This window comes from Bradyrhizobium sp. CFUWI, from assembly GCF_056429085.1.
The window spans coordinates 15,039-35,932 of the sequence record NZ_JBWJZE010000007.1 but is presented as its reverse complement, the minus strand read 5'-3'; the positions used below and the strand labels follow the sequence as shown (position 1 = coordinate 35,932).

Annotated in this window: 19 protein-coding genes and 5 pseudogenes; 13 read left to right on the top strand and 11 right to left on the bottom strand. The window is 60.5% G+C overall.

The annotated features are described in order from the left end of the window. Window positions 1-605 precede the first annotated feature (605 nt). Entirely contained in the window at window positions 606-788 is a 183-nt protein-coding gene (locus tag AC066S_RS16790) for a helix-turn-helix domain-containing transcriptional regulator (RefSeq protein ID WP_347338955.1), read from the top strand. 269 nt (window positions 789-1,057) lie between these two features. On the opposite strand, the gene AC066S_RS16785 is transcribed toward AC066S_RS16790, so the two are convergent. The 3 genes and pseudogenes from AC066S_RS16785 to AC066S_RS16775 all read right to left on the bottom strand — a co-directional run bounded on the left by AC066S_RS16785 (window position 1,058) and on the right by AC066S_RS16775 (window position 2,366). Further along, window positions 1,058-1,405 carry a DUF1236 domain-containing protein gene (locus tag AC066S_RS16785; protein WP_135169815.1) on the bottom strand — a complete coding sequence of 116 codons (348 nt, stop codon included), beginning with the start codon at window positions 1,403-1,405 and terminating at the stop codon, window positions 1,058-1,060. A 243-nt stretch (window positions 1,406-1,648) separates the two neighbouring features. Further along, window positions 1,649-1,875, bottom strand: a pseudogene (locus AC066S_RS16780) (ABC transporter substrate-binding protein); the annotation flags it as partial. 149 nt (window positions 1,876-2,024) lie between these two features. After that, window positions 2,025-2,366 carry a hypothetical protein gene (locus tag AC066S_RS16775; RefSeq protein WP_167767543.1) on the bottom strand — a complete coding sequence of 114 codons (342 nt, stop codon included), beginning with the start codon at window positions 2,364-2,366 and terminating at the stop codon, window positions 2,025-2,027. A gap of 36 nt (window positions 2,367-2,402) precedes the next feature. Between AC066S_RS16775 and AC066S_RS16770 the strand changes: the two genes are divergently transcribed. After that, window positions 2,403-4,523, top strand: a complete 2,121-nt coding sequence (locus AC066S_RS16770) for an MASE1 domain-containing protein (protein ID WP_478270214.1) — start codon at window positions 2,403-2,405, stop codon at window positions 4,521-4,523. Here the strand turns inward: AC066S_RS16770 and AC066S_RS16765 are convergent. Continuing rightward, window positions 4,518-5,180: a response regulator gene (locus AC066S_RS16765; protein WP_135169816.1), complete on the bottom strand. Its 663-nt coding sequence runs from the start codon at window positions 5,178-5,180 to the stop codon at window positions 4,518-4,520. The two genes, AC066S_RS16770 and AC066S_RS16765, sit on opposite strands and share 6 nt — an antisense overlap. A gap of 481 nt (window positions 5,181-5,661) precedes the next feature. Between AC066S_RS16765 and AC066S_RS16760 the strand changes: the two genes are divergently transcribed. From AC066S_RS16760 to AC066S_RS16740, 5 genes and pseudogenes are all read left to right on the top strand, one after another. After that, a complete protein-coding gene (locus AC066S_RS16760; RefSeq protein WP_167767545.1) occupies window positions 5,662-7,035 on the top strand; it encodes an OpgC domain-containing protein in 1,374 nt (457 codons plus the stop codon). 103 nt (window positions 7,036-7,138) lie between these two features. Next, a complete protein-coding gene (locus tag AC066S_RS16755) occupies window positions 7,139-7,315 on the top strand; it encodes a hypothetical protein (protein ID WP_478270213.1) in 177 nt (58 codons plus the stop codon). 388 nt (window positions 7,316-7,703) lie between these two features. Next, window positions 7,704-8,151, top strand: a pseudogene (locus AC066S_RS16750) (helix-turn-helix domain-containing protein). A 244-nt stretch (window positions 8,152-8,395) separates the two neighbouring features. After that, the gene (locus AC066S_RS16745; RefSeq protein ID WP_135169818.1) at window positions 8,396-8,677 is read left to right on the top strand and encodes a hypothetical protein; all 282 of its coding nucleotides are present in this window, start codon (window positions 8,396-8,398) and stop codon (window positions 8,675-8,677) included. A gap of 320 nt (window positions 8,678-8,997) precedes the next feature. After that, the gene (locus tag AC066S_RS16740; protein WP_235885119.1) at window positions 8,998-9,462 is read left to right on the top strand and encodes a hypothetical protein; all 465 of its coding nucleotides are present in this window, start codon (window positions 8,998-9,000) and stop codon (window positions 9,460-9,462) included. Window positions 9,463-9,532: 70 nt separating this feature from the next. Here the strand turns inward: AC066S_RS16740 and AC066S_RS16735 are convergent, their stop codons facing one another. Continuing rightward, window positions 9,533-10,528, bottom strand: coding sequence for a hypothetical protein (locus tag AC066S_RS16735; protein WP_235885120.1), 996 nt, complete (start codon window positions 10,526-10,528; stop codon window positions 9,533-9,535). 242 nt (window positions 10,529-10,770) lie between these two features. On the opposite strand from AC066S_RS16735, the gene AC066S_RS16730 reads away from it, so the two are divergent. Beyond that, window positions 10,771-11,061, top strand: coding sequence for a hypothetical protein (locus AC066S_RS16730; RefSeq protein ID WP_135164573.1), 291 nt, complete (start codon window positions 10,771-10,773; stop codon window positions 11,059-11,061). Between the two features lie 182 nt (window positions 11,062-11,243). Here the strand turns inward: AC066S_RS16730 and AC066S_RS16725 are convergent, their stop codons facing one another. Then, window positions 11,244-11,792, bottom strand: a complete 549-nt coding sequence (locus tag AC066S_RS16725; RefSeq protein WP_135169820.1) for a phasin family protein — start codon at window positions 11,790-11,792, stop codon at window positions 11,244-11,246. Between AC066S_RS16725 and AC066S_RS16720 the strand changes: the two are divergent. After that, window positions 11,773-12,117, top strand: a pseudogene (locus AC066S_RS16720) (sensor histidine kinase); the annotation flags it as partial. The gene AC066S_RS16725 and the pseudogene AC066S_RS16720 overlap by 20 nt on opposite strands. 84 nt (window positions 12,118-12,201) lie before the next feature. On the opposite strand, the gene AC066S_RS16715 reads toward AC066S_RS16720, so the two are convergent. The 3 genes and pseudogenes from AC066S_RS16715 to AC066S_RS16705 all read right to left on the bottom strand — a co-directional run. Then, window positions 12,202-12,654, bottom strand: a complete 453-nt coding sequence (locus AC066S_RS16715) for a methyltransferase family protein (RefSeq protein ID WP_135169821.1) — start codon at window positions 12,652-12,654, stop codon at window positions 12,202-12,204. 322 nt (window positions 12,655-12,976) lie between these two features. Next, a pseudogene (locus AC066S_RS16710) lies at window positions 12,977-13,075 on the bottom strand (non-homologous end joining protein Ku); the annotation flags it as partial. A 48-nt stretch (window positions 13,076-13,123) separates the two neighbouring features. Beyond that, window positions 13,124-13,669 (bottom strand): annotated as a pseudogene (locus tag AC066S_RS16705) (methyl-accepting chemotaxis protein); the annotation flags it as partial. A gap of 851 nt (window positions 13,670-14,520) precedes the next feature. Here AC066S_RS16705 and AC066S_RS16700 point away from each other — a divergent pair. The 3 genes from AC066S_RS16700 to AC066S_RS16690 all read left to right on the top strand — a co-directional run bounded on the left by AC066S_RS16700 (window position 14,521) and on the right by AC066S_RS16690 (window position 17,161). Beyond that, entirely contained in the window at window positions 14,521-14,742 is a 222-nt protein-coding gene (locus tag AC066S_RS16700; protein WP_135169822.1) for a hypothetical protein, read from the top strand. 19 nt (window positions 14,743-14,761) lie between these two features. Beyond that, window positions 14,762-15,187 (top strand): hypothetical protein, encoded by a 426-nt coding sequence (locus AC066S_RS16695; protein ID WP_478270212.1) that lies wholly within the window; start codon window positions 14,762-14,764, stop codon window positions 15,185-15,187. Window positions 15,188-15,526: 339 nt separating this feature from the next. After that, on the top strand, window positions 15,527-17,161 hold the full coding sequence (locus tag AC066S_RS16690) for a recombinase family protein (protein WP_478270211.1): 1,635 nt from the start codon (window positions 15,527-15,529) through the stop codon (window positions 17,159-17,161). Window positions 17,162-17,427: 266 nt separating this feature from the next. Here AC066S_RS16690 and AC066S_RS16685 read toward each other — a convergent pair whose 3' ends face one another. Then, window positions 17,428-18,432, bottom strand: a complete 1,005-nt coding sequence (locus AC066S_RS16685) for an HAD family hydrolase (protein WP_135169857.1) — start codon at window positions 18,430-18,432, stop codon at window positions 17,428-17,430. Window positions 18,433-18,562: 130 nt separating this feature from the next. Beyond that, window positions 18,563-20,011 (bottom strand): DUF1254 domain-containing protein, encoded by a 1,449-nt coding sequence (locus tag AC066S_RS16680; RefSeq protein WP_135169825.1) that lies wholly within the window; start codon window positions 20,009-20,011, stop codon window positions 18,563-18,565. A gap of 443 nt (window positions 20,012-20,454) precedes the next feature. Here AC066S_RS16680 and AC066S_RS16675 point away from each other — a divergent pair, with 443 nt between their 5' ends. Further along, window positions 20,455-20,850 (top strand): GNAT family N-acetyltransferase, encoded by a 396-nt coding sequence (locus tag AC066S_RS16675; RefSeq protein ID WP_478270210.1) that lies wholly within the window; start codon window positions 20,455-20,457, stop codon window positions 20,848-20,850. Window positions 20,851-20,894: the final 44 nt, after the last annotated feature.

The following is a 20,894-nucleotide window of genomic DNA, read 5'->3' as shown; positions in this document are numbered from 1 at the left end:
ATACTACCCAGGAGTTCCCAAAAATGGAAGAGGACAATTCCATTTTTGGGAATTTTTGTCGCGCGGCCGAACGCGAGCTACGGGCCGTCCTGTAGGAAGAAGAAATTGGACCTTCGGGCGCCACCGCGGGCCCGCGCTAGCAGCCAGCCCGCCGTCGCAGGACGAGGTTAGCTGGGGGCGGGCCTGAAAACCGAAATCTGCGACAGCCTAGCCGCCCATCCAACGGATCGGCAGGTCCAGACTCCGATTGAACCTAAACGACTTAAATTGAACCGAAAACGACAGTTTGCTTCCCAACGCGTGCCGCTGAGCTATCGACCGCCGCAGGACACCCGGCCCCGTTTCGGGCCAGATAGGCTGTTGGAGCGTGTACCCGAAAATCCTGGGATTGGCTTGAGTGTTGCCAGCCGAGATCTTATTACCCAGGGTAGATCACTCATCGAGAAAATTTCTTTGAGCACCATGCCTTAAGCGCCCAAAGTTCAACCGCTGATCGGCCTGACAGACGCGAAACGACACCGTGGTCATTCTGCTTTGCGGCGACGATAAGCGGACCCAGAACATGGACATCAGGATCGCCAAGGGGATGGCGAAGGAGGTTTGATATGCCGCTTAAGACAACCAAGTTCGATGTTCAGGACCACCTGAAGACACCGGATCAGCGGGTCGCCTATCTAGAAGCAGCGGTTGAGAGCAATGACCCTTCATTCATCGCTGCTGCTGTCGGCGATCTAGCTAAAGCCCGGGGCGACGCTGACAGGGTGAGCCCCAGGAAGGGCCACCCGTAGAGTTTCATCAAGACGAGGAGGAAGGCACGCCGTTCCGCGCTGGATAGCTGTAGGAATGGACGTCCGATGCCTGTGTATTGCTGGCTGCGCCTGTCCTATGTAGCTAGTGAAACGAGGTACCTGCAGCGAAGAGCAGGGCCAGCAGCAAACCGCCCACGAAGACGAAATAACGAATGATCGGCATGAACTGGCCGCTCGTGAAAGGGGATCAGGTTTTGGGCGGGCCGGATCGGACTGGCGGGCCGCTGCTTCAGCGACCCGCCAAGGACTCAGTCGATCTCCTGGACGACCGTGCGGGTCGACGGATCAACCAGCATCACGCGCTCGCCCGAGTAGACATAGCGGTACTTGGTGAGCGAGGGACCCCAGTCGGCGGGCACCGCCTCGAGCTCGACCTCGCGCGGCACGGGCTGGCCGATCACGATCTTCTCGCGGGTATGCACGGGACGGACCTTGTGTTCGGTGACGTAGGTGCGGATCTTCGTGCGGTATTCCGGCTCGATCTGCACGGCGGCAGCATGACCCGTGCCGGTGGTCGTGGTGACGACCGTAGACTGCGCCATCGCGCCGGTCGAAATCAGCGCGGCGGCCGCGCAGGTCAGCATCAGCTTTTTCATGGAAATCTCCCGGCCGCAGGATGCGGCCTGCGAGAACCCGCCGACGATGGCAAGGTTCCGAAGATACGGCAGAATGGTTGCCTATTTTTCCCGACTTGCTGAAGTCGGGCCGCCTCGCCGGAAGGCCCTCCGCAGAGAAAGGCGTGCCCCCAAATGGGACCACGGAGTCGGATCGATCACATGAACGTCCAGAGCCGCGCGCTGGCCATCTAACCGGCAAGCATGCGGTTCGATATCGACGCGCTACTTGGTCGAGAGCACCTCGCCGAACCGCTCGCACTGCTTCCGGTGAAGCGCATGAACTGCAGCTGCTCGACGGGCAGATGGTCACTCTCGCCGGTATTAATCTTGATGCCGGGCAGTAGCATCGGCAATTCCAAGTCTTTGATCGACAGCGCCTGCCGCAGGATGCTCTCGCGACTGAGGTCGTTGCCGGCCGCCTTCAGCACGTGCTCCAGCACCATGCCGCTGCCGCGCAATCCGCTTCACACCCCACCCGCACGCCCTCAGGCGCATCATCTCCGCCACGTCATCCGGCGTCTTCATCACCTGCCCCCCGTGGATCGTTCCACGGCGAGCCTTCAGTGATTCGTTCCCGCTTCATTCACTCTCTCCTCAGCTATCCGACGAGGGGGCAATTCCTCGTGACGCTGAGGGGCCAGTTTTCCATGACGCGCGACATCCGGGCCAAAGCATTCCTCCGGAAGGCTCCGTCTTCGCTATATTCACCGCCCGCCCATTCCAGCCCCAAACCGATGCCGATCGGCATCGGCAGGGAGTTTGCCCTCGTGAACCAAACACGCGCCATCTCTTCGTCCGTCGGCAGACTGCTGATCTCCGATCTGAACGCATCTCTTCGAGTTTTGCTTTGTCGCACGATTGGACGTAGGGTCTCGATCAACCGCTTGGTAAACGGGAAAGTAGCGATCTTCGATATCAGGGAGATCAAGAGGTCAGCCATGATGGACAATCCAGCTGCCTGGTCCAGGCGTCGACGATGTCCAATCCACGATCGCTAACGCCGGAGCTGAATTTCCGCCGAGGCACCAAGTATGCCGGCGGCCTGGTCGCGATTGGAGTGACCTATTTCGTCCTGGCAAAAGGCGGCTTGGCTCTCGCCTCTGTTCATCCGAGTGCAACGCCAATTTGGCCGCCGACGGGTCTCGCTCTGGCGGCGGTGCTGTTGTGGGGGTATCGGACCTGGCCCGCAATCTTCATTGCAGCGGTGATCGCAAACGCGACCACCGCCGGCTCCATTGCCACCGCAATTGCGATTGCGACCGGCAACACGCTTGAGGCCGTTGTTGGCGCACATCTGATCAATCGATGGTCGCGCGGACGTCATACGTTCTCGAGACCAAATTCCGTCGCGAAGTTTGCTCTGATCTGCATCGTGATCGCGACCCCGATCAGCGCCAGCATTGGACTGACCAGCCTGGAAACCGCCGGGTACATTGATCGGACCAATTTCGCGGACGCCTGGGTCACATGGTGGCTGGGAGATGTGACCGGCGCGCTGGTCATTGCCCCCGTTATCGTGCTTTGGGCATCAAGCCACGACCGTGCTTTCAACCGCGATGATTGTCTGGAGACGATCGGCGTCCTCGCAACGGCGGCGGCTGTTGGCCTCATTGCTTTCAGCCCCCTGATCAAGCAAACGCCGACCAGAGATCCACTGGGTTTTCTCGCGATCCTGCCAATGTTGTGGGCGGCGCTGCGCCGCGGTCCACGTGACACCGCAACGGTTGCGCTTGTGCTTGCAGGCATCACGGTCTGGGGGACGCTCACGGGCGGCGGCCCCTTCACGACCGCGGACCTCAACGTTTCATTCCTGCTGGTGTTGATGTTTCTGATCAGCATTACGGTTCCGAGCTTGTTACTGAGCGCCGACGTCGAGGTCCGTAAGCGGGGGGAGAAACGTCTGCGCCGCGCGCAGGTCGAACTCGAACGGAAGGTCGCGGAGCGTACGCAGGAGCTCGAGCTCGCCAATGCAGCAAAATCGCGCTTCCTTGCCATGGCAAGCCACGATTTGCGGCAGCCATTGCATGCACTGGGCTTGTTCATTGCCCAGCTGCGCATGCCGCTCAGATCGGGGGAACGGACAAGGACGATCGAGCTGGTCGATGCAACGCGCAAGGAAATGGAAGAAATGCTCAATTCGCTGCTGGATATGTCCAAACTGGATGCTGGAATCCTCATCCCCACAATTACCGAATTCCCGATCGCGCGCCTGTTGCAAAAAATTGAGACGACGTTTGATCAGGCAACGCGAGAAACGGGCTTGCGTCTACGCGTCAGGCGAAGCGACGCCTGGGTGCGGAGCGACGCCATGCTGCTCGAACGCATACTGCTCAATTTGGTATCCAACGCAGTGCGCTATACGTTGCGGGGTGGGATCATTGTCGGCTGTCGCCGGCGCGGTCAAATGTTGCGCATCGAAGTGTGGGATAGTGGTCCCGGCATTCCCGAGGATCAGAAGCAGAATATCTTTGGCGAGTTCTTTCAACTGGCCGCCCGAGACCGGAACCGGTACGGCAGCATGGGGCTCGGCTTGGCTATCGTCGACAGGCTTCGCCTGCTTCTCAACTATCCAATCGACTTGGCTTCGACCGTGGGCCGAGGTTCGCGATTCGCGATCCTGGTTCCGATGGCCGATGAATGCGGCACATCCGCCGAGCCCGTCGATCCTCCGCACCCCGCAGCCTTTGCCGTCGAAGGCAAGGTCGTCCTTGTCATTGCCGATGCCACAATCGTCCAGGAGGGAACGGGCGGATTGCTTGGCCGATGGGGATACACCGTCCTTACCACCGGATCCGACGAAGCGGCCCTGATCCGACTTGCGGAGCGCCAACAGCGCCCCGATCTCATCATCTCGGATTATCATCTTGCGAATGGAAAGACCGGGATCCGAGCCATTGAAGAAATCAATGCGGCGTTTGGTTCGTCCATTCCGGCTATTCTCATCAGCGGCGATACGGCACCTGAACCAGCACGCGAGGTCAGGGACAGAGGATACATTTTGCTGCACAAGCCTGTCGATCCAATGCGGCTCCGCGCTGTCATGCACGAGCTCTTGATGGATCGTGACGATGGGAGGGATACCCGGGCCGCTTCATGACTCGGATTTCGGCGGCGATTCCCAGCCCATTTTTCCTACTTTTATGACTGCCTCGGTGCGGCTCGTTACGCTGAGCGCCTTGAGAACGACCGTGATGTGATTTTTCACTGTCGGCACGGCCATGTTGAGCGTCTTGGCAATGATTTTGTTGCTTTTTCCCTTCATCAGAAGCGCAAGCACATCGATCTGCCGATCGGTCAATCCGAGACGCTTGAGAAAGTCGGGCGTCGTTGGTTCATTCGTAAGCCGCGCAGACGGGGTTTCCTCCAGAATTTCAGAGGGAATGTAAATACCGCCAGAGAACACCAACTCGATGGCGTTGAGCATGACCTCGCGTTCGGTCGTCTTAGGGATGAAACCCAGCGCGCCGAGTTTGAAAGCGCGCTTGACCGTGTCTTGATCATTCGAGGACGAAAGAATGATGATGGCAATGGTTGGATAGTTGTCTCGCAGTTCGCGGAGGACGGAGAAGCCATCTCTGTCGGGCAAATTGATATCAAGCAAGATGAGGCTGATGTCGGGATGTTCCTCGACTATGTCCACCGCCTGACGGCTGCTCGAAGCTTCAAATATGACGGCTTCTCGCTTCAGCTGTCTCAGGACGGCGCACAACGCCTCGCGTATCAATGCATGATCGTCAACAATAAGGACTTTCATGAAAGCTCTCCGTCATCCCATGGCGCGGAGATCCAATTTGAGAAATCATACACCCGCCTTTGGGTCTTTGGCGAGGAAGAGGCTGGCGGGAAGATGGGCCCCGAAACCGTCCATTCTTCATCGCTGGTCCAGCCAGCGGCTCACGGTTAGGCACTCAAGATAGAAGTTGAATGCCGTTGTATGCTGTAATTGTAATCAGATCACGGGACGCCAAAAAACGAGGGCGGACCACAGGAGTCGTGGGATGCAGACTGCGGATATCCGTAGGTACTTTGATCATAGGACCTAGGAACCCCTCCGTGAGGACCTCCGGCTGATTTACGCGCTGTGCCGTTGAACGATAATCGTCAACCGACAGCCTCCCGCGCCAGTCGGGTCCACCAGGCGTCGCCCTAATTCGCGGCCGGGTTCGGCGCCGCCGAAGTCTTTCGTCGGTTTCGGTCCCTCTCGAAACGTGCGTGGACGCCGGACGGGAAACCAGATGCTTGATCGAACTGCCACCTCGAAGCCATTCGCAGGCGCGCTGCCGGAGCTGAGCGGCTACGGCCGCGATCTGCGCATTGATGCCTGCCGCGGCATCGCGCTCTGGTGGATCTTTCTTGATCATGTCCCCAACAACATCGGGAGTTGGCTGACGCTGCGCAACTACGGCTTCAGCGATGCCGCGGAAGTATTCATGTTTCTTTCGGGTTTGACCTGCGCGCTGTCCTACGGCAAGGCACGGCAGAGCGGGGGCTGGACCGGCGTGATCGGCCGGACGCTGTGGCGAAGCTGGGATATTTATGTCGCATTTCTATTGCTCACCCTCGCCTGCGCCGTCGTGGTTCACCTCGCAGGCGGCGGTCCTCTTGCCGACAAGAGCAATACGCGCATTCTGTTGGATCAGCCGGGCGTGACGCTCGCGCATGCGGCGGTCCTGCAATACCGCCCAGTAAATACCGACATCTTGCCGCTCTTCGTGCTTTATCACCTCTTGTTCGCGCCGCTGCTGTGGCTGCTGCTGCGAGCGCCGAACGCAACGCTGGGCGCGTCGCTGCTGCTTTACGCACTGGTGCACGTCTTCGGCTGGACCATCCCGGCATGGCCGAGCGGCCACTGGTTCTTCAATCCGCTGGCTTGGCAGCTGCTGCTTGTGCTTGGCGCGTGGTGGATCATCGAGGGCAAGCGATTTCGACCATGGCTGACCTCCCGCACCGTGCTTGTTGCCGCGGCTCTCTATCTGTTGTTCAGCCTCATTATCGCATTGAGCTCAAGCGTCAGGCCGCCGGAAGCGTTGGTCCCGCAGGCACTCCTGACGCTGTTTTACCCGATGGACAAATCGAACCTCGCTCCATTGCGACTGCCGCATTTTCTGGCCCTTGCAGTTTTGGCCGCATGGCTCGTGCCTCGCGATTGGCGAGGGCTGACGACGCCGGTGATGCGTGGCGCCATTCTCTGTGGCCAGAATTCGCTGCCGATCTTCTGCCTTGGCGTTCTGCTGACGCTGGTCAGCCACCTGGCGCTGCTCGACATCTCGGAGGGGCTGACGATGCAGATCGCGCTCAGTGTTGCTGGCGTCCTGGTGATGATCGGGGTGGCGTCGCTGCTGAATTTGATCGCGGTCAAACCCAGGCAGCAGCCGCACGCGAAGGCCGTCGAGCAGCCAACCAGGTCTGAGCCGGTCATCAATCCCATGACAGCCAGAGCGCTCGGCGTTGACATTCCGCCCGGGTTGCTCGCCTGTGCCGACGAGGTTGATCTACTAAAGATGCTGTTTGCTCCGGTGCGCGAGTCCGGCTGCGGCGCTGATCCAGTGCCAGCAATCGCGCACGCCTTCGGGCCACCAGCGAAAAGTGTGGGTCAGGACGTGGACTAGATCGCAAGGACTGACAGGGATTGTGGAGCCTGCCCCGTCATCTCCCGGCCATCGTACAGGAGCCAAGGCCATGATGCCTCAGCCAAGGACCCACAAGAGAGCGATGCTGATCGCGGCGTACGTGATGTTTGCCAGCGTAGCGGCATTTCTGTCGGTTAACCTGACATCACCCACCAGCGCCGGGCTCGGCGCGGACTGGCAGTGCAGCCGGTTTGCGCTCGTAATCACTACCTGCACCCCGATGGGCGCCGTTTCCACTGGCATGGGCAAGCCGATCTAGTACACCAAAAACGGGACGCCGTGCTGCGAACGTAAGCTGAAATCAGAGGACACCCTCTGCGAGGGCTCCGTTACTAATTTGAGTCGGGCTGCCGATACGCTCGGCCAACTCCAACGGTCTGGCGCTCGGTTGGAATGTCGCCTCTGTCGCTTCATGGCTCCGAGCTGTAGGCATTCCGCGCTGTGTCTGCTCTTCGGATCAGACCGGAGCGCATGACGGCGGCCGGGTCGCCGTTCACGGCGACGCTGAGCGCGATCAAAGCGAACTGCGGCTCGCCGAGAGAAATCGGGTTCTTCCCAGAACTTGACCTCGGCGACCCTACCACCAGAAGGCACGCTCATGACGGTTCCCGAAGCCATATCGGGGCGGCAGCGGCAGCACCGTCAGCGTGCCCTGCACGATCCGCGATGTCTCCGGCACCGGTGCGCGGCTGGAGCTCAACGCGTCGCTGTGGGTCGCCGAGCAGTTCGTGCTGATCTTCTCGAGTGGTTTGCGTAAGCACTGCCGCGTCGCCTGGCGCAAGGGCCGGCTGATCGGCAGTGTTCGCGGACGGCTATGCGAGCGCGGACGAGCAGGCAGTGATGATGACCACGGAGGAACAGGCCCGGCAACGCCGCGGCATCGGCGCACGCGTCAAGACGGCGCGCGAGGCCCGCGGCTACACCACGGCGCAGCTCGCCGAGCACCTCAGTGTCAAGCCGGCTTTCGTGGCGTCGGCCGAGCAGGGCGAGGTGGACATTCCGCTGTATCAGCTGATGCACGTCGCCGAGTTGCTGATGGTCGGTCTGGACCGGCTCGTGGCGGGCGCCGCGCCCGACGAGATGGATGCGGCGTAGGGCTTCGTAGCGGCGACGTCGCCGTCTGCGCTACGGTCGCCGCTCTATCCCCGTCATTGCGAGCGAAGCGAAGCAATCCAGAATCCCTCCGCGGAAACATTTTTGGATTGCTTCGTCGCAAGGGCTCCTCGCAATGACGGTGGAGGCGGGTCGCAAAGCCGGCAATCATCCCCCCGAATTCGCGCGAAATTTGTTTGCCTTGCCTGGCATCCTTTTGCACTCTTTAAGCGAAGGAGACCAACGCATGACAAAGATGACCGCCGCCTTTGCGCTCGGAACGGCGCTCGTGCTGAGCAGCCTCGCAACATCAGGTGCGGATGCGAGGGCGCGGAAAGCCGTCGTCATTCGCGCCCCACAAGAGCGGCTCATCGTCACGGCCCCCGTGCTGCGGCCGACGCCGTGGGACTACAACATCGTCCCGCGCTATCGCTATCGCCCCGAGGACGACAAGGTCGATCCCTACGGCCCGCCCTTGGTGCCGTCCTACGTGCGCTATGAGGGATGGCGCTGGCCGTATTGGTGGTAGGCGACAATTCGTAAGGTGGCAAAGCGAAGCGTGCCCACGTGTCTGTGGCCGGATCGGAAGATCGTGGGCACGGCGCAAGGGCGCCGTTGCCCACCCTACGGCACTGGTGCACTGACAAGTTGAAGTTTGATGGCCGGTCATCTCTGCGTGCATAGTTTGCAATTGACTAAAAATGGCAAAGTGAAGACTGTCAACAATACATCGGGGTAGAACGGCATTTATCCCCGTAATAAACCCAATGCTGCTTGGGGTTCTGGGCGCGTATTGGGAGAACAGTCATGGCAAGTGTCGAACAATTGCACAGACGGGACGGAGTAAACTTGGTCCAACTCGAAGCCGATATCACTTCGATCCGGTCGGGAAGCTCCATTACTTCAATTAATCTGCCTGATTACGTCGAGCACACCGCGGGCGTGTCGCGCGTCGGTGCGCTCAGTGCCGAAGCGGTCATTCGCGACTATGAGTCCGCGGCGAAAGAGATCGAGGCCATGGGCACCGAGTTGATCGACGCCGCGCAAAAGTGCGAGGCGCTGACGGCCCAGGTTCATGATGCGATCGCCTTCATGCGAGAAACGGCGGCCGGGTACCGTGAAGAGGGACGGAAGATCTTCAAGCGTATCGAAGAATGCGCGCTGTTCACCGAAGACGTTCGCAAGACCTGCGAACAGGTCAAACGCAGAATGACTGACGTCTCGTTCGGCCCATCTTCCGATGAGGAGCTTGCGCCGCAAGAGCCCGAGCTGACGGGGATCGCGGCAAAGGTCACCATGAGCGAGATACGCTGAGGCGCGGGTCGAGTCGGGCCGGCATCAACCCGATCGCGCGTGCGAGAAACAGGCCGGCGCCTTTGCGGGCTCACCAATCCGGATCGCCGTAATAGGGGCCGGCCATATAGGGCGGCGGCATCCAGGAGCCTCGCGGCGGCCTGGAGCGCCGTGGCGCGGCCTCTGGTACGTGCGCCCGGGCACGCGCAGCCGTATCGTTGTTCACCACGCTGCGCACGACGGGCTTGGCGGCTGCGGAGGCGGATGACGCCGATGACGCGCTCAGTTGCGTTTGCAGCGCCTGGACCTGCGCGGCAAGGCGCGCATTGTCCGCCGCATCCTTCTCCTGCGCGGCCTTGAGCTGCTCGATGGTGGCGGCCTGGTCGCGCAGGGTCTGCTCGCTGCGGCTCTTCAGCTGCTCGAGCTTGCCGTTGATGTTCGCAAGCTCGCTGGTGATGGCCTTGAGCGATTGCGCGAGCTCGGACGATGACGGCTCGGCCGCTCTGGCGGCAGGCTTCGGAGCGCTTTCCGTGTCCTTGGGCCCCGGCGGCGCAGGCACCGGGCTCGGCTCATCCGCGGCCGCCAGCAGCACCGTCGCCGGTTGCGCCGGGCTTTCCGCCGTGGACGCCTGTGTGGAACTGCTCGCGGCCGGCGGAGCCCATCGCGCCGTGATCGACTTGCTGATCGATTTGGCCTCGTCGCTATATTGCGATGCGACGGCGGCACCGAGCAGGCCGATCGCCATTACGAGAATGGCCAAAGCGCGCATCATGGCCCGGTCTCCCCTCAGGCCCTGATCGCGAGGCTTGGTGTTTAGAACGTTGGCTTCCGGCGTCGGCGTCTTGTTGCCGGAAGTGGCGGCTGCCGTCGCGGCGGCGCTTGCGTGCGAGGTCCGCGGGGCTTCGCTGTTGCGTTCCATTCCGGAAACCAGCCGGTCCAGCCGCGCAAGGTCTTCCTCTGCGCTCTTGATCCGGTCGTAGGCCCGAGTCAGCCCGCTATCGGCACGTGTCTCGTCCGGCTTGGCGGCATCGGGCTTGGCGTTATCGGCCTTGCCGGTATCAGGCTTGGGGTCGTTCGTGTCAGGCATCGATGCGCTCTCCATCCGGTCGGGCGCCAATGGGAGGCAGTCCGATCTTTGGGAAGGATAGGTCTCGCCGCTGTCCGACACAACGCGTGTGCAAAGGAGAAATTATGGCGGGCTCGGCACACGATGCGCGAGAGGGCGCTGTCGTGCGATCGCTTTGCTGGTCTCACCATGAGCGTTCGCTGAGGGGAACGGGCGCTGGTTCATTCCGTTTCCTTTGAGGGGGTTTGTTCGAGGAGGACAACATGAAAGCAACGATCATCGCGCTTTCGGCTGCCGTTGTCATGGCCACAGCCCCAGCCGTGTTTGCTCAGGGTGTATCGAGCAAGACGCCAGGTCATGAGATGCAGCAAATGGGTTCCAAGAAAGGCGAGCCGGGCGCTTCCAGCTACGCTCCTGGGCATAAGAAGAAGCATCACGCGAAGGCCTCGAAGAGCACCAGCCCCGGCGCGTCGAGCTACGCTCCAGGACAAACCACAGGTCAAACCACGGGCGCGAGCACGAGGCCGACCACCGGCTCCAAGTCAGGGTACTGAACTCCAGGCGGTCCTCAAGCGCGTAAGGTGGGTTAGCTCCGCGACGGCGCAAAGCGCAATTCGCGTAGCGTAACCCACCTCTTTCATCTCGGCGCGCGGACCATCAACGAATGATGGGTTTCGCAAGGATATTGCCCATCCCAGAGCGTCCAGCCCCGCGGCGCCGCAATACGCAGTTGCCGTTAGTGACGTAGCGCGCGGATTTCGAACGTCGTCTGGGAGAGCCTGGCCACGAACCCCTCGAAATGCATGACCCTTTGTCTGGTCAATTGTTCATGCAGCTCGGTGATCTTCTGGGATTCGGCGACAAACGAATCGCACGCCTGTTTCGCGTACGCCATCTGAAGCTCAAAGGCTTCGACGGGTGAACGCGCCGTCGCGAGCTTTCCCAGAAAGCTCCAGGCTTGCTCAAGCGACGTCCTGATGTAGTCGCTATAGGCGTCGGCAATCGCCTGCGTGCTGGCCTCTAAGGGGTCGACCGGTGCGACGGGCGGGCTTGCAGCGATCTCCATCCCGGAAGCCTCATCCGGCAAGGCTGCAGCCCAAGGTATCTCCGCACCGATCTGTCGGCTCGGCTCTGGCTCGGTCTCTTGCCTGTTCTCCGGCGAGTCATCCGGCAATTGATGCGCTGCAGTCGCGCGTTGCTCGCCGGGCCCGGTCAGTTGTCGCGCCTTCTTCCGGCCGCGCCGGCCGGACTTTCCCGTTGGCTTGTTTCCCACCGCACTCAACATTGCAAATGGCTCTTTTCACAGCCGGGTTGCACTAACGTCGACCATCGCATTCCGCTCCGACATCGAGACCGAACCCGACGTTCCCAAGGCCATCAAGGACATGGCACGCGCCAGAGGGTATCGAAGCATCGTTGTTGTCCCCCTTCTCAAGACGTTCACCGATCAGGCAGTGGTCGTGATCGAGAACGCACGGCTTTTCAAAGAAGTCCAGGCGCGCACGAAGGAGCTGGCGAAATCCCTTGACGATCTGCGCGCCGCACAAGATCGCCTGGTGCAGACCGAAAAGCTCACTTCACTCGGTCAACTCACTGCAGGTGTCGCGCACCGCCGACGTCAGCAATAGCGCCGAAAACTGAGAAATCATAAGCCGCAGCGACGGCTGCGGGCTTCTGGCTGTGTAGACCGACCATCATCTCGCTGAACAGCGACGCTTCATCGGGATGATGGGCGAGGTAGTCGAAAATGCGACGCCCTGTGCCTTTTCAAAGCCAGGGCGGCCAGTCTCAATGGAATGATCCCAGCCACTTTGAGACGACGGATTGCCGGAAAAAATTACGGATGCTCGCGCTGAGCCGGGCACGCCGGTTTTCAGCGCATCACCCAATGCAGTTAGGGCAAAGCGCTGCTCCGCGCGCTCGGTAAGAATGCCTAGGCTCGCTAGGGCACGCATTAACCTGTGCAATGAAGGCGCATGTGCATGGTGAAGCCCGGCGAGTTGGGCAGCGCTCTTCGGTCCGGAAGCGAGTTGATCTGCCAACCCCAACTTTGCCGCCGCGTAAACGGTTCTCGCGACAACATGGGCCCGACCCATCTGGATTAATTGAATGTGCGGCGGAGGCTCGTTCGGCTTGATATCCGCCATAATCACTCCCCTCAAAGACGAGTAACATACAAGACAATCGAGGCGCAGGCCACTTCCGGTTGTTACCCCGAAGGCGAAGGTCTGGCTTCATGTCCGGCACGTCCGGCGATCGATTCCAGACTGGAAATGCCTGAGATGTGGCCCCCTGGATTCGAGATCGCCAGCCGTTGGTCTAAGTCTGAGGACGTGCAATGCCTGTGCTCTAGCCGAGACGCGCCATGAGGTGGCCCTGGAATTCCGGATCCTGGCCTCGCTGCCGGCTCCTCCTGTCGGCGGTGACGTCAGTACCGGCCGCTCACGTCGAATGGCCTCGCGCCCTAGTAGGCCAGGTCAGATAGCGCGGATCGATGGCGGCGTTGTCGATGAACTCGTCGATCTCAATCGTATGGGTGGACTCCAGCGCGATCTGCTCGAACTCCTGCTAAACGGCGCGAGTAGGTGGTGCTCCCAGCTTTTCAGCGATGCGCAACTAGGCGGCCCGGACAGATTTGAGGAAGCCGGCCACTTCGACCTTGAGCCGGTCGCTATCTCCGGAGAGCATCTGAGCAGCCGATAGTACCTGTGAGGAGGCCGAACCGGTCTCGCTCGCGCCGCGCTCGACGTCGCTGATATTCGAGGAGACCTGCTGGGTGCCTTGTGCGGCCTGCTGCACATTACGAGAGATTTCCTGTGTCGCTGCCCCCTGCTCTTCCACCGCCGCTGCGATGGTAGAAGAGATCTCCGAGAGGCGCTCGATGGTGCTGGAAATTGTCCTGATCGCGCTGACCGATTCCCCCGTTGCCGCCTGAATGCCTGAGATCTGCTGGCTAATTTCGCCAGTCGCCTTCGCGGTCTGCTCGGCAAGCGCCTTCACCTCGGAGGCGACGACGGCGAAACCCCGGCCCGCCTCGCCTGCGCGCGCCGCCTCGATAGTGGCGTTGAGGGCGAGCAGGTTGGTCTGGCCTGCTATTGTATTGATGAGCTCGACGACATCACCGATCCGGCCCGCCGCTTTGGACAGCTCGCCAACCCGCTCGTTGAGCACCCCGTATTTGCTCGATCTCGTGAAATGCTTCACGATCTTTCCTGCGAGAGAGGGTCCGGCTCGCCGAAGCCGCCCGCTTGCTGCACTAAGTCTTGGCGGTCTGGCCCTTCCGCAGTCCAGGTAGGAACGCTGCAGCCACGTACCGCTTGGCTGGTATGGAGTGGTTCTCTGTACCGATGCTAGTGGCGGCCGCATTCATCCTCGGCGTCATCGCTGGCTATGGCATTCGAGCGCTCATTTCCGCAAGGAAACGGGCCGATGCCCGGCGCAGGCATCATGATTTCAAATGACACTGGTACCGCCATCGGAGGCTTCGCCCAAGGCAGCAAAGTCGCGCAGGCGGCCGGGCGTCAACGCGCCGAACATCGCGGATTTGCGGGAGATTCTCGCGCAGATCTGTGGCGCCAAAGGCTGGTCGGCCTGCGGCGGTCTCGTGGATTATTCGCGCGCGGCTCTCGGTTGCATCGCGGTAAACACTTCTGGTTTAGCGCCCTTTCCAGCGAACGTAACGGCGAGGCAGTCAAGGTCGGGGCCTAGCGTCTTGGCAAAGGTCGCGTCGCGCTGGATCGGTCGTTCAGACTTGCCGGTCTTGGCGGCCGAAACGCGCCGCCCACAGCCTTCGCTGGGCCGTGCACCGCTTCACAAGCCGCGTTCCGCTTCGCGATCAGTTTCGCGCCCTGCCCCGGCGTTAGGTCGCGGCGGATCAGAGTTTCGTCGACCTCAGCGAGCCAGACGGATGGCTGACAGGCGCGCACAATAAAGTTCGTCTCGAGCAGGAACACTATTCAGCGCGGCGAGGTTTGTTTCTTCATCGGGGGCTAGGCTTTGCGGAGTTCTCTTCCATGGCTACCCAGATCGTAATGGACGGCACAGGCGACAGCAGACATTTTTTTGAGCAGGACGACCGCAATGGGCTCGCCGAGGCTGAGCGGCGGTTCAAGAAGCTGACCTGTGAGGGATTTACCGCTGCCACTCGGACAGCAGCCGGCGATCTCAAGCTGATAAGATCATTTGATCCAACAGCGGAGGAAACGCTGTTCTATCCGCACTTAGTCGGCGGTTAGAACCGTCGTAGTACGAAAGATGTTTTTGTTCGGACGCAACGGCGTCGCTCAGGGTGCGCGTTTGCGTGCCCTGCGTGCGCTCTATCGGAGCTTCAACGAGCAAAGTGGCCCGGAAGCGCGTGCACGTCGCCTTTTGCGAGAATGGTTATCTCCAGAACAGCGCGCGCACTTTGATACTAATGGCTTTTTTGAAGTTACTGGCTCTCAAACGGGCCGACGGTACCGAATTCATCAAGGCACCATGGGCAATGTTTTGGAGCTTGACGACAGAATGGAGCCTAAGATCGGGTGGTGCTTTCTTCCGGACCGAGCCTTGGCAATTGGCGATGTGATGCTCGCCCAGAAGATCGCGCTCGAAACTGACGAAGCCGCAGTTCTCGCGATCGCCAAGCCGTTTTCTCCGAGACTGCCGTCTGTGCCCCAAGCGGCGCGGCGCGCTCACTAGAGCTGACCAGCCGCGGCTGCCACTTTTTTCGGAGACAAAGTCCCCGCCACAACAAATGTGAGTCCGATGTCTCCAATTCCAAGAAACACCTCGAGCCCCGCCCTTATGCCGACCCGGAGACCGCCGCGCGTCGGCTCGTCCAGCTCGCCGCCCATCGAGCCGGTGCAGGACGGCCGCATTAACGCGCCGCTCCTGTTCACGTCGTGCCTGGGATCGCACCAGCTCCAATGACGAGATCGAAACAATCTTTGACCCTACGGACCAGGTCAGCGGCCTCTATCACCTGCTATTGTCCGTTATCACCTGCTAGTGTCCGTACCTCGGTACGAGCCCGGGTCGATGAAAGCTCCCCTCGTCGTCCGCAAGGACTTGTCACAGCCACCCCGCGCCGCCCGCGCGGCGCAATACGTGCGCATGTCGACGGACGCCCAAAAGTACTCGCTCGAGAACCAGGCGGCCGCGATCGCGGCTTATGCCGCTCGGCGGCATCTCTCCATCGTGCAGACCTATTCCGATCCGGGCCGCAGCGGGCTTCGGATTGCCGGGCGCGCCGGCTTGCAGGAGCTGATCCGAGATGTCCAGCTGGGCCGCGCGGATTTCAACTGCGTGCTGGTCTACGACATCACCAGATGGGGGAGGTTTCAGGACGTCGACGAGAGCGCCTACTACGAGTTCATCTGCAAGCAAGCCGGGATTCACATTCACTATTGCGCGGACGACTTCGAGAATGATGACAGCCTCGCCTCCATCGTTCTGAAAAACATCAAGCGCGTTGCGGCGGCGGACTTCAGCAAGCAGCTTTCCAAGAAGGTTTTCCAGGGCCAGTGTCACGTCGTGACCCTTGGCTATTGGCGCGGAGGCCCTGCCGCTTACGGTCTGCGACGCATGCTGCTGGACGAAGCCGGCAAACCCAAGGGAGTTTTGCAATACGGCCAGCGCAAGAACCTGAAGAGCGAGCACATCACACTCGTTCCCGGTCCAGCGTCGGAGCAGAAGGTCGTCCGCCGGATCTTCAGGGCGTTCGCCGATAAAAAGAAAAGCAGGACTCAGATTGCAGTTGAGCTCAACGCCAAGGGCATTCGCAATGCTCGCGGCAAACTCTGGACGTCCTTGACGATCAGCAACACGCTCAAAAACGAAGCCTATATCGGGAACCTCGTTTTCAACCGGCGATCCCAGAAGATGGGAGAGCAACAAGTCAGCAATCCTCCAGAGATGTGGGTCCGCAAGGACAACGCCTTCAAGCCAATCGTTGCGCCAAGACTGTTCGCAAAGGCGCAACGACGCCGGCGCCAGGTCGAGTACGGAAGGATGATGACGGACCAGGAGATGCTGAATCGACTGGCCGCTTTATATCGCAAAAAGGGATATCTCTCGCTCAAGCTCATGATGACGACGAAGGGCATCCCGCACTACAAGACCTATGCCCAACGCTTTGGATCGCTAGCGGCCGCCTTCAGACGAGTCGGCTTCGAACCCAAGCCTCGTTACTGCTTCCAGGAAACAGCCGCCAAGGCGGGCCGCCTGATTTCGTCAGTCGTCGAAGACATTGTCACGGAGATCGAACGGCGCCACATCAGCATCTCGTTCCTTCACGAACTTCGCCTGCTGACGATCAGCAGCACTGTCACCGCTTCAGTGACCCTGGCGCGCGTGGTGTCGGACGGTGAACAATACCCAGGTCCGAAACCACGGTGGGAAATCCAGCGTCTCAAGTATCGGCGTTCGGACCTCGTTCTGATCATCAGGCTCGATGATCAAAATGCTGCCGTAAAAGACTACTTCTTGCTCCCGATGGCGAGCCTACCAAAAACCAGAGACGGCAGGCTGCGGATCTCGAACCGCGTCTTCGGACCGTTCCGATGCGACACCTTTGCCGATCTGATCAGCGACCTGCTGCGACGGTTGGGCCGGCCGCGCACTGGGGCGGAGGACAAGCAAAGTGGACGGCAAGTCGGTCGCGTGCGAGGATGATAGGGAACATCTCACTCAACAGGTTGGAGCTCACTCGGAAAGGCCGCGCCAGCAGCTGCTGGCTGGCGGCGGGATGGGGCCTGATCAGCTCTCATGTCTGCGATCACTAGAGCCGGCGATCAGACAGGATGGCCGCGACCCCTTAAACCTGTTGGTGCTTAGGTTTTTGCCAGATGTGCTCGGCCAGCTTCCATCAACTTGGGCCCGGTGTGTGGCTCTCAGTTACAGCTATGAGTCGTGGATGTCGACCCGCGTCCACTTGATGTTCATTTGCTTCCAAACGGAAACACTTTCTTCCAGTCGTTCTTCATATCGACAACGGTCCAGCCCATCGCCTGGGCCGCGTCGAGCGCTTTGTCGAGGCGGCCAATGGAAGAATGGCGATCGTAGGCCCATTCCCGTTCGGCGTCGGTGTGGTGCACGATAAGGGCGAAGCGGACACCGCCGCCTCCCTTGGCCCATTCGAGCATTTGCAGGTCACCGTCGGAGTTGCCGAAAGCCGCGATCGGGTGGTGGCCGATGTGCATCTGGATGCCGACGGGCTTGCCGGCCTTGTCGTCGATGAAATCGAGTTCAGGCAGTTTCATGAGAACGGGTTTGCCGTCGCGCAGCTCGAAGTTCAGCTTGCCGCTGCTGCCCACCACCTGCTCGGGCGGGACGCCATAGACCCGATCGGCAAAGACGCGCATGAAGTCGATGCCGCCGCCGGAGACGATGAACGTCTTGAAGCCGTTGCCGCGCAGATAGGCGAGCAACTCCAGCATCGGCTGATAGACCATTTCGGTATAGAGGCGCCCGGTCACCGGGTGTTTGGCGGTGGCGATCCAGTCTCGCACGATCTGGTCGAATTCCACCGTGGTCATGCCGGAATGGGTGGCCGTCACGATCTGGAAGATGGCGGCCTCGCCGCCGGCGAGCGCGCCTTTGATGTCGCCCTTGAGCAGCGAGGCAAACGGCTCCTTGTCCTTCCACTCCGGATGCAGCGGGGCGAGCGCCTTCACGCGGTCGAATGCGAAGGCGGCCTGGAAATAGATCGGCTGTTCCGCCCACAAGGTGCCGTCATTGTCGAAGGTCGCAATCCGCTCCGCAGCCCGCACCAGGTCGGGCGAGCCTGGCTTCGTCACGCGCTCGACGAAGGTGACGATGGCCTTCTTGGTCGCCGTATCATTCCACGACGGCAGCGGATCGGCCGCAGGCGTTTGCGCCAGCGCCGATACGACGGGAAACGCCGTGAACGCCGCAAGCGCAGACAGTACTGTGCGGCGGTTCATATCGAAATGCACTTCGCTCTCCTAGGACGCTGTGGAACGAAGATTGCGTTTCGTCAGCATAGCGCTGGCTCCTATTCGGGGGTGTGGTGTTTCGCGCGGTCGGCCGGCGCCGAAGCGCCGGCCGCTTATTTCACTGGGCGGAGATCCCCACCGTCGTCTGCGACTTCACGACCGGCGGCGGATTCCATCTGCCGGTCAGCGCCTCTGACTTCGGCGCATAGAGGCGCATCGTAAGATTGAACGGCGCCTTTGGCGCGGGAAGCCAGTTGGCTTCGAGTTCTTTGCCGGGGCTTCCATTCTGGAAATAGAGGTCGAGCGAACCATCGGCATTGTACTTGAACGGCATCCAGCTGGAGACCGCGAAACGGTTGAGTGTGTTGCCGACCTGGAATCCGTCCTGATCGTAGAGCGTGATCGACCAGAACGCATTGACCGGAGGGGTGGCGCCCTTCTCGAAGGTGATGGTGTATTTGTTTGCGCCATCGAGCGGCTTGCCGGATTCATCGGCAAGATTGAGCGGATAAATGGCGTCCTCGACCACGTTCGCGCCCAGCCCCTGCTGCGAGAGAATGGCCCGCTTCAGGTAATAGTTGCCATAGACGCCCACGGTGTCGGTATTCATCGACCAGCCGTTGGCAACCCGCGCCAGCGTCGGCAGCTTCCAGGCCATCAGCTTTTGCGCATCCTTCGGTGCGGCTTCAACCGCTCGCTGCACGGTCGGATCGAGCTTGCCGATGTCAAAGCTCTTGCCAACCTCGATGCCGATTTTCTTCATCTGCGCGAGGATCGGCTCGTCGGTGATATGAGGCGGATGCAGCTTGAGCAACTCGGCGGCATTGGCGAAATAGACGCCCGCCGACATGGTATCGACCTGGGTTTTTGGCGGTGTCTTCATATCGACGCTTGGGTCGGGCTTGAAATCAAGCGGCTTGGGCGGTTTGCCATACTCGGAAAGCAGAGTAACCTTGTAGCCGGCCTGGATCTTGTGAACCGCAGGATAATCCGGCGGGCCGTCGGTCTTGGTCCGGCCGATCAGCCAGACGTAAGGCGTCGGCGCGTTGATGCGCTGGGTGTCTTTCGGAAGCTTGAACTCCTCGGCAAACTTGTCGCGCAGATCCGGCCGCCACCCTGGGGGCGTCACCAGAAACGTCCCGGCCTTGGTGCCCGTCGTGCGCCAGCCTGGCGACGCAAAAACATCGGTCCACATGTCGAGCATCGGCAGCAGATAATAGCGTCCATCGGTATCCGGCGCCGAGATGACGACGGGCTCCTTGGTCATATCCAGCCACGACGCGGAATACAGCGTATCGAAGTTGGAGCGCACCACGCCTTTGAAATCGGCCGGCGGGTATTCGGCCACGTTCATGAACGTGTTCATCGGCCCCTTGAAATCGGTCGTGCCGTTGGTGAACTGCTTGCGGGATACGTCCATCGACAGCAGCGGGTAGAAGTAGACGTAGGCGTCGACCGCGATGGCGTGCGCCTCCTGTTCGGTGATGGTCGTCTGGGCCAGCGCCACGGGCGCGGCTGCCGCGCCGAGGCAGAGAGACAACGTCAGGGGCAGAAATCCTCGAAACATATCGGGTCCTCCTCTTCGGTGATGTAATACGGTCTCCATCTTCGGTTCGTTCGGAATTCGGCGTTGCGCGCTCGGCGGGTGCCGCGGGCATGCCGATTGTTTTCATGGATGACAAGGCTGCCGTGTGCTGGGCAAGCGCTGTTTCGGTCCCGCACAACGTCGCGGTCACGCTGAGCGTTCCGATATCTGATTCAGTGTTGTGATACGCATACATCATTCCTTGTACAAAAAACGACGGAACGACTTGAAGCGTTCTCGCTTGGGTGCGCGAGGGAGCGTGCAAATGAACGTGCGACGTCGACTGCATTGAACGCCGCATGGCGTCTGCATAATCGAAACAGGATTGCTGGGCGATAAAGCTTGTCGTTGAAGGGCACTTCGAAGTGCGGCTTCGGCTACCTCCATGGCATTACGATAGCACAACCTAATAGTGAGGGCCAGCCATGATCATTATTCTGTGCCTATATGGTCGTTCCGCTGTCGCTTGTGTTCTCGAAATTCAAACTGGTGCGATGTCTCGAGGAGGAAGACCATATGGGGTGATTGAGAATGTAGTCACTCACGTTGACTACCGTCGACTGGGGCTTGGTCGAAGGGTTCTTGCTCATGCGCTCGATGTTGCTCGGCAGGCGGATTGCTACAAAGTCCACTTGGCGACGGGTTCGAAGCGGGAGGCCACCCTGCGCTTCTATGAAGGAGCGGGCTTTCATCGTGGGGCAAGACATACTTCGAAGTACGCCGCGCCTAACGGTTCAGTGCAGGCGGACATCATTAGTGGCTGGGCCCGAGCACCACTTTCGCTGTCAAACTGCCTATGTTGCGTGCCCGTTTTATGCTAGCTTCAGCGGGGGTGCGCGCTGGCCTAGTGAGTGCTCCCTCTAAC

Excerpts from the sequence above, each read along its gene's own strand:
- AC066S_RS16790 (WP_347338955.1), top strand. The coding sequence starts at position 606 with ATGCCGCTTAAGACAACCAAGTTCGATGTTCAGGACCACCTGAAGACA.
- AC066S_RS16785 (WP_135169815.1), bottom strand. The coding sequence starts at position 1,405 with ATGAAAAAGCTGATGCTGACCTGCGCGGCCGCCGCGCTGATTTCGACC.
- AC066S_RS16775 (WP_167767543.1), bottom strand. The coding sequence starts at position 2,366 with ATGGCTGACCTCTTGATCTCCCTGATATCGAAGATCGCTACTTTCCCG.
- AC066S_RS16770 (WP_478270214.1), top strand. The coding sequence starts at position 2,403 with ATGTCCAATCCACGATCGCTAACGCCGGAGCTGAATTTCCGCCGAGGC.
- AC066S_RS16765 (WP_135169816.1), bottom strand. The coding sequence starts at position 5,180 with ATGAAAGTCCTTATTGTTGACGATCATGCATTGATACGCGAGGCGTTG.
- AC066S_RS16760 (WP_167767545.1), top strand. The coding sequence starts at position 5,662 with ATGCTTGATCGAACTGCCACCTCGAAGCCATTCGCAGGCGCGCTGCCG.
- AC066S_RS16755 (WP_478270213.1), top strand. The coding sequence starts at position 7,139 with ATGCTGATCGCGGCGTACGTGATGTTTGCCAGCGTAGCGGCATTTCTG.
- AC066S_RS16745 (WP_135169818.1), top strand. The coding sequence starts at position 8,396 with ATGACAAAGATGACCGCCGCCTTTGCGCTCGGAACGGCGCTCGTGCTG.
- AC066S_RS16735 (WP_235885120.1), bottom strand. The coding sequence starts at position 10,528 with ATGCCTGACACGAACGACCCCAAGCCTGATACCGGCAAGGCCGATAAC.
- AC066S_RS16730 (WP_135164573.1), top strand. The coding sequence starts at position 10,771 with ATGAAAGCAACGATCATCGCGCTTTCGGCTGCCGTTGTCATGGCCACA.
- AC066S_RS16725 (WP_135169820.1), bottom strand. The coding sequence starts at position 11,792 with ATGTTGAGTGCGGTGGGAAACAAGCCAACGGGAAAGTCCGGCCGGCGC.
- AC066S_RS16715 (WP_135169821.1), bottom strand. The coding sequence starts at position 12,654 with ATGGCGGATATCAAGCCGAACGAGCCTCCGCCGCACATTCAATTAATC.
- AC066S_RS16700 (WP_135169822.1), top strand. The coding sequence starts at position 14,521 with ATGGCTACCCAGATCGTAATGGACGGCACAGGCGACAGCAGACATTTT.
- AC066S_RS16695 (WP_478270212.1), top strand. The coding sequence starts at position 14,762 with ATGTTTTTGTTCGGACGCAACGGCGTCGCTCAGGGTGCGCGTTTGCGT.
- AC066S_RS16690 (WP_478270211.1), top strand. The coding sequence starts at position 15,527 with ATGAAAGCTCCCCTCGTCGTCCGCAAGGACTTGTCACAGCCACCCCGC.
- AC066S_RS16685 (WP_135169857.1), bottom strand. The coding sequence starts at position 18,432 with ATGAACCGCCGCACAGTACTGTCTGCGCTTGCGGCGTTCACGGCGTTT.
- AC066S_RS16680 (WP_135169825.1), bottom strand. The coding sequence starts at position 20,011 with ATGTTTCGAGGATTTCTGCCCCTGACGTTGTCTCTCTGCCTCGGCGCG.
- AC066S_RS16675 (WP_478270210.1), top strand. The coding sequence starts at position 20,455 with ATGATCATTATTCTGTGCCTATATGGTCGTTCCGCTGTCGCTTGTGTT.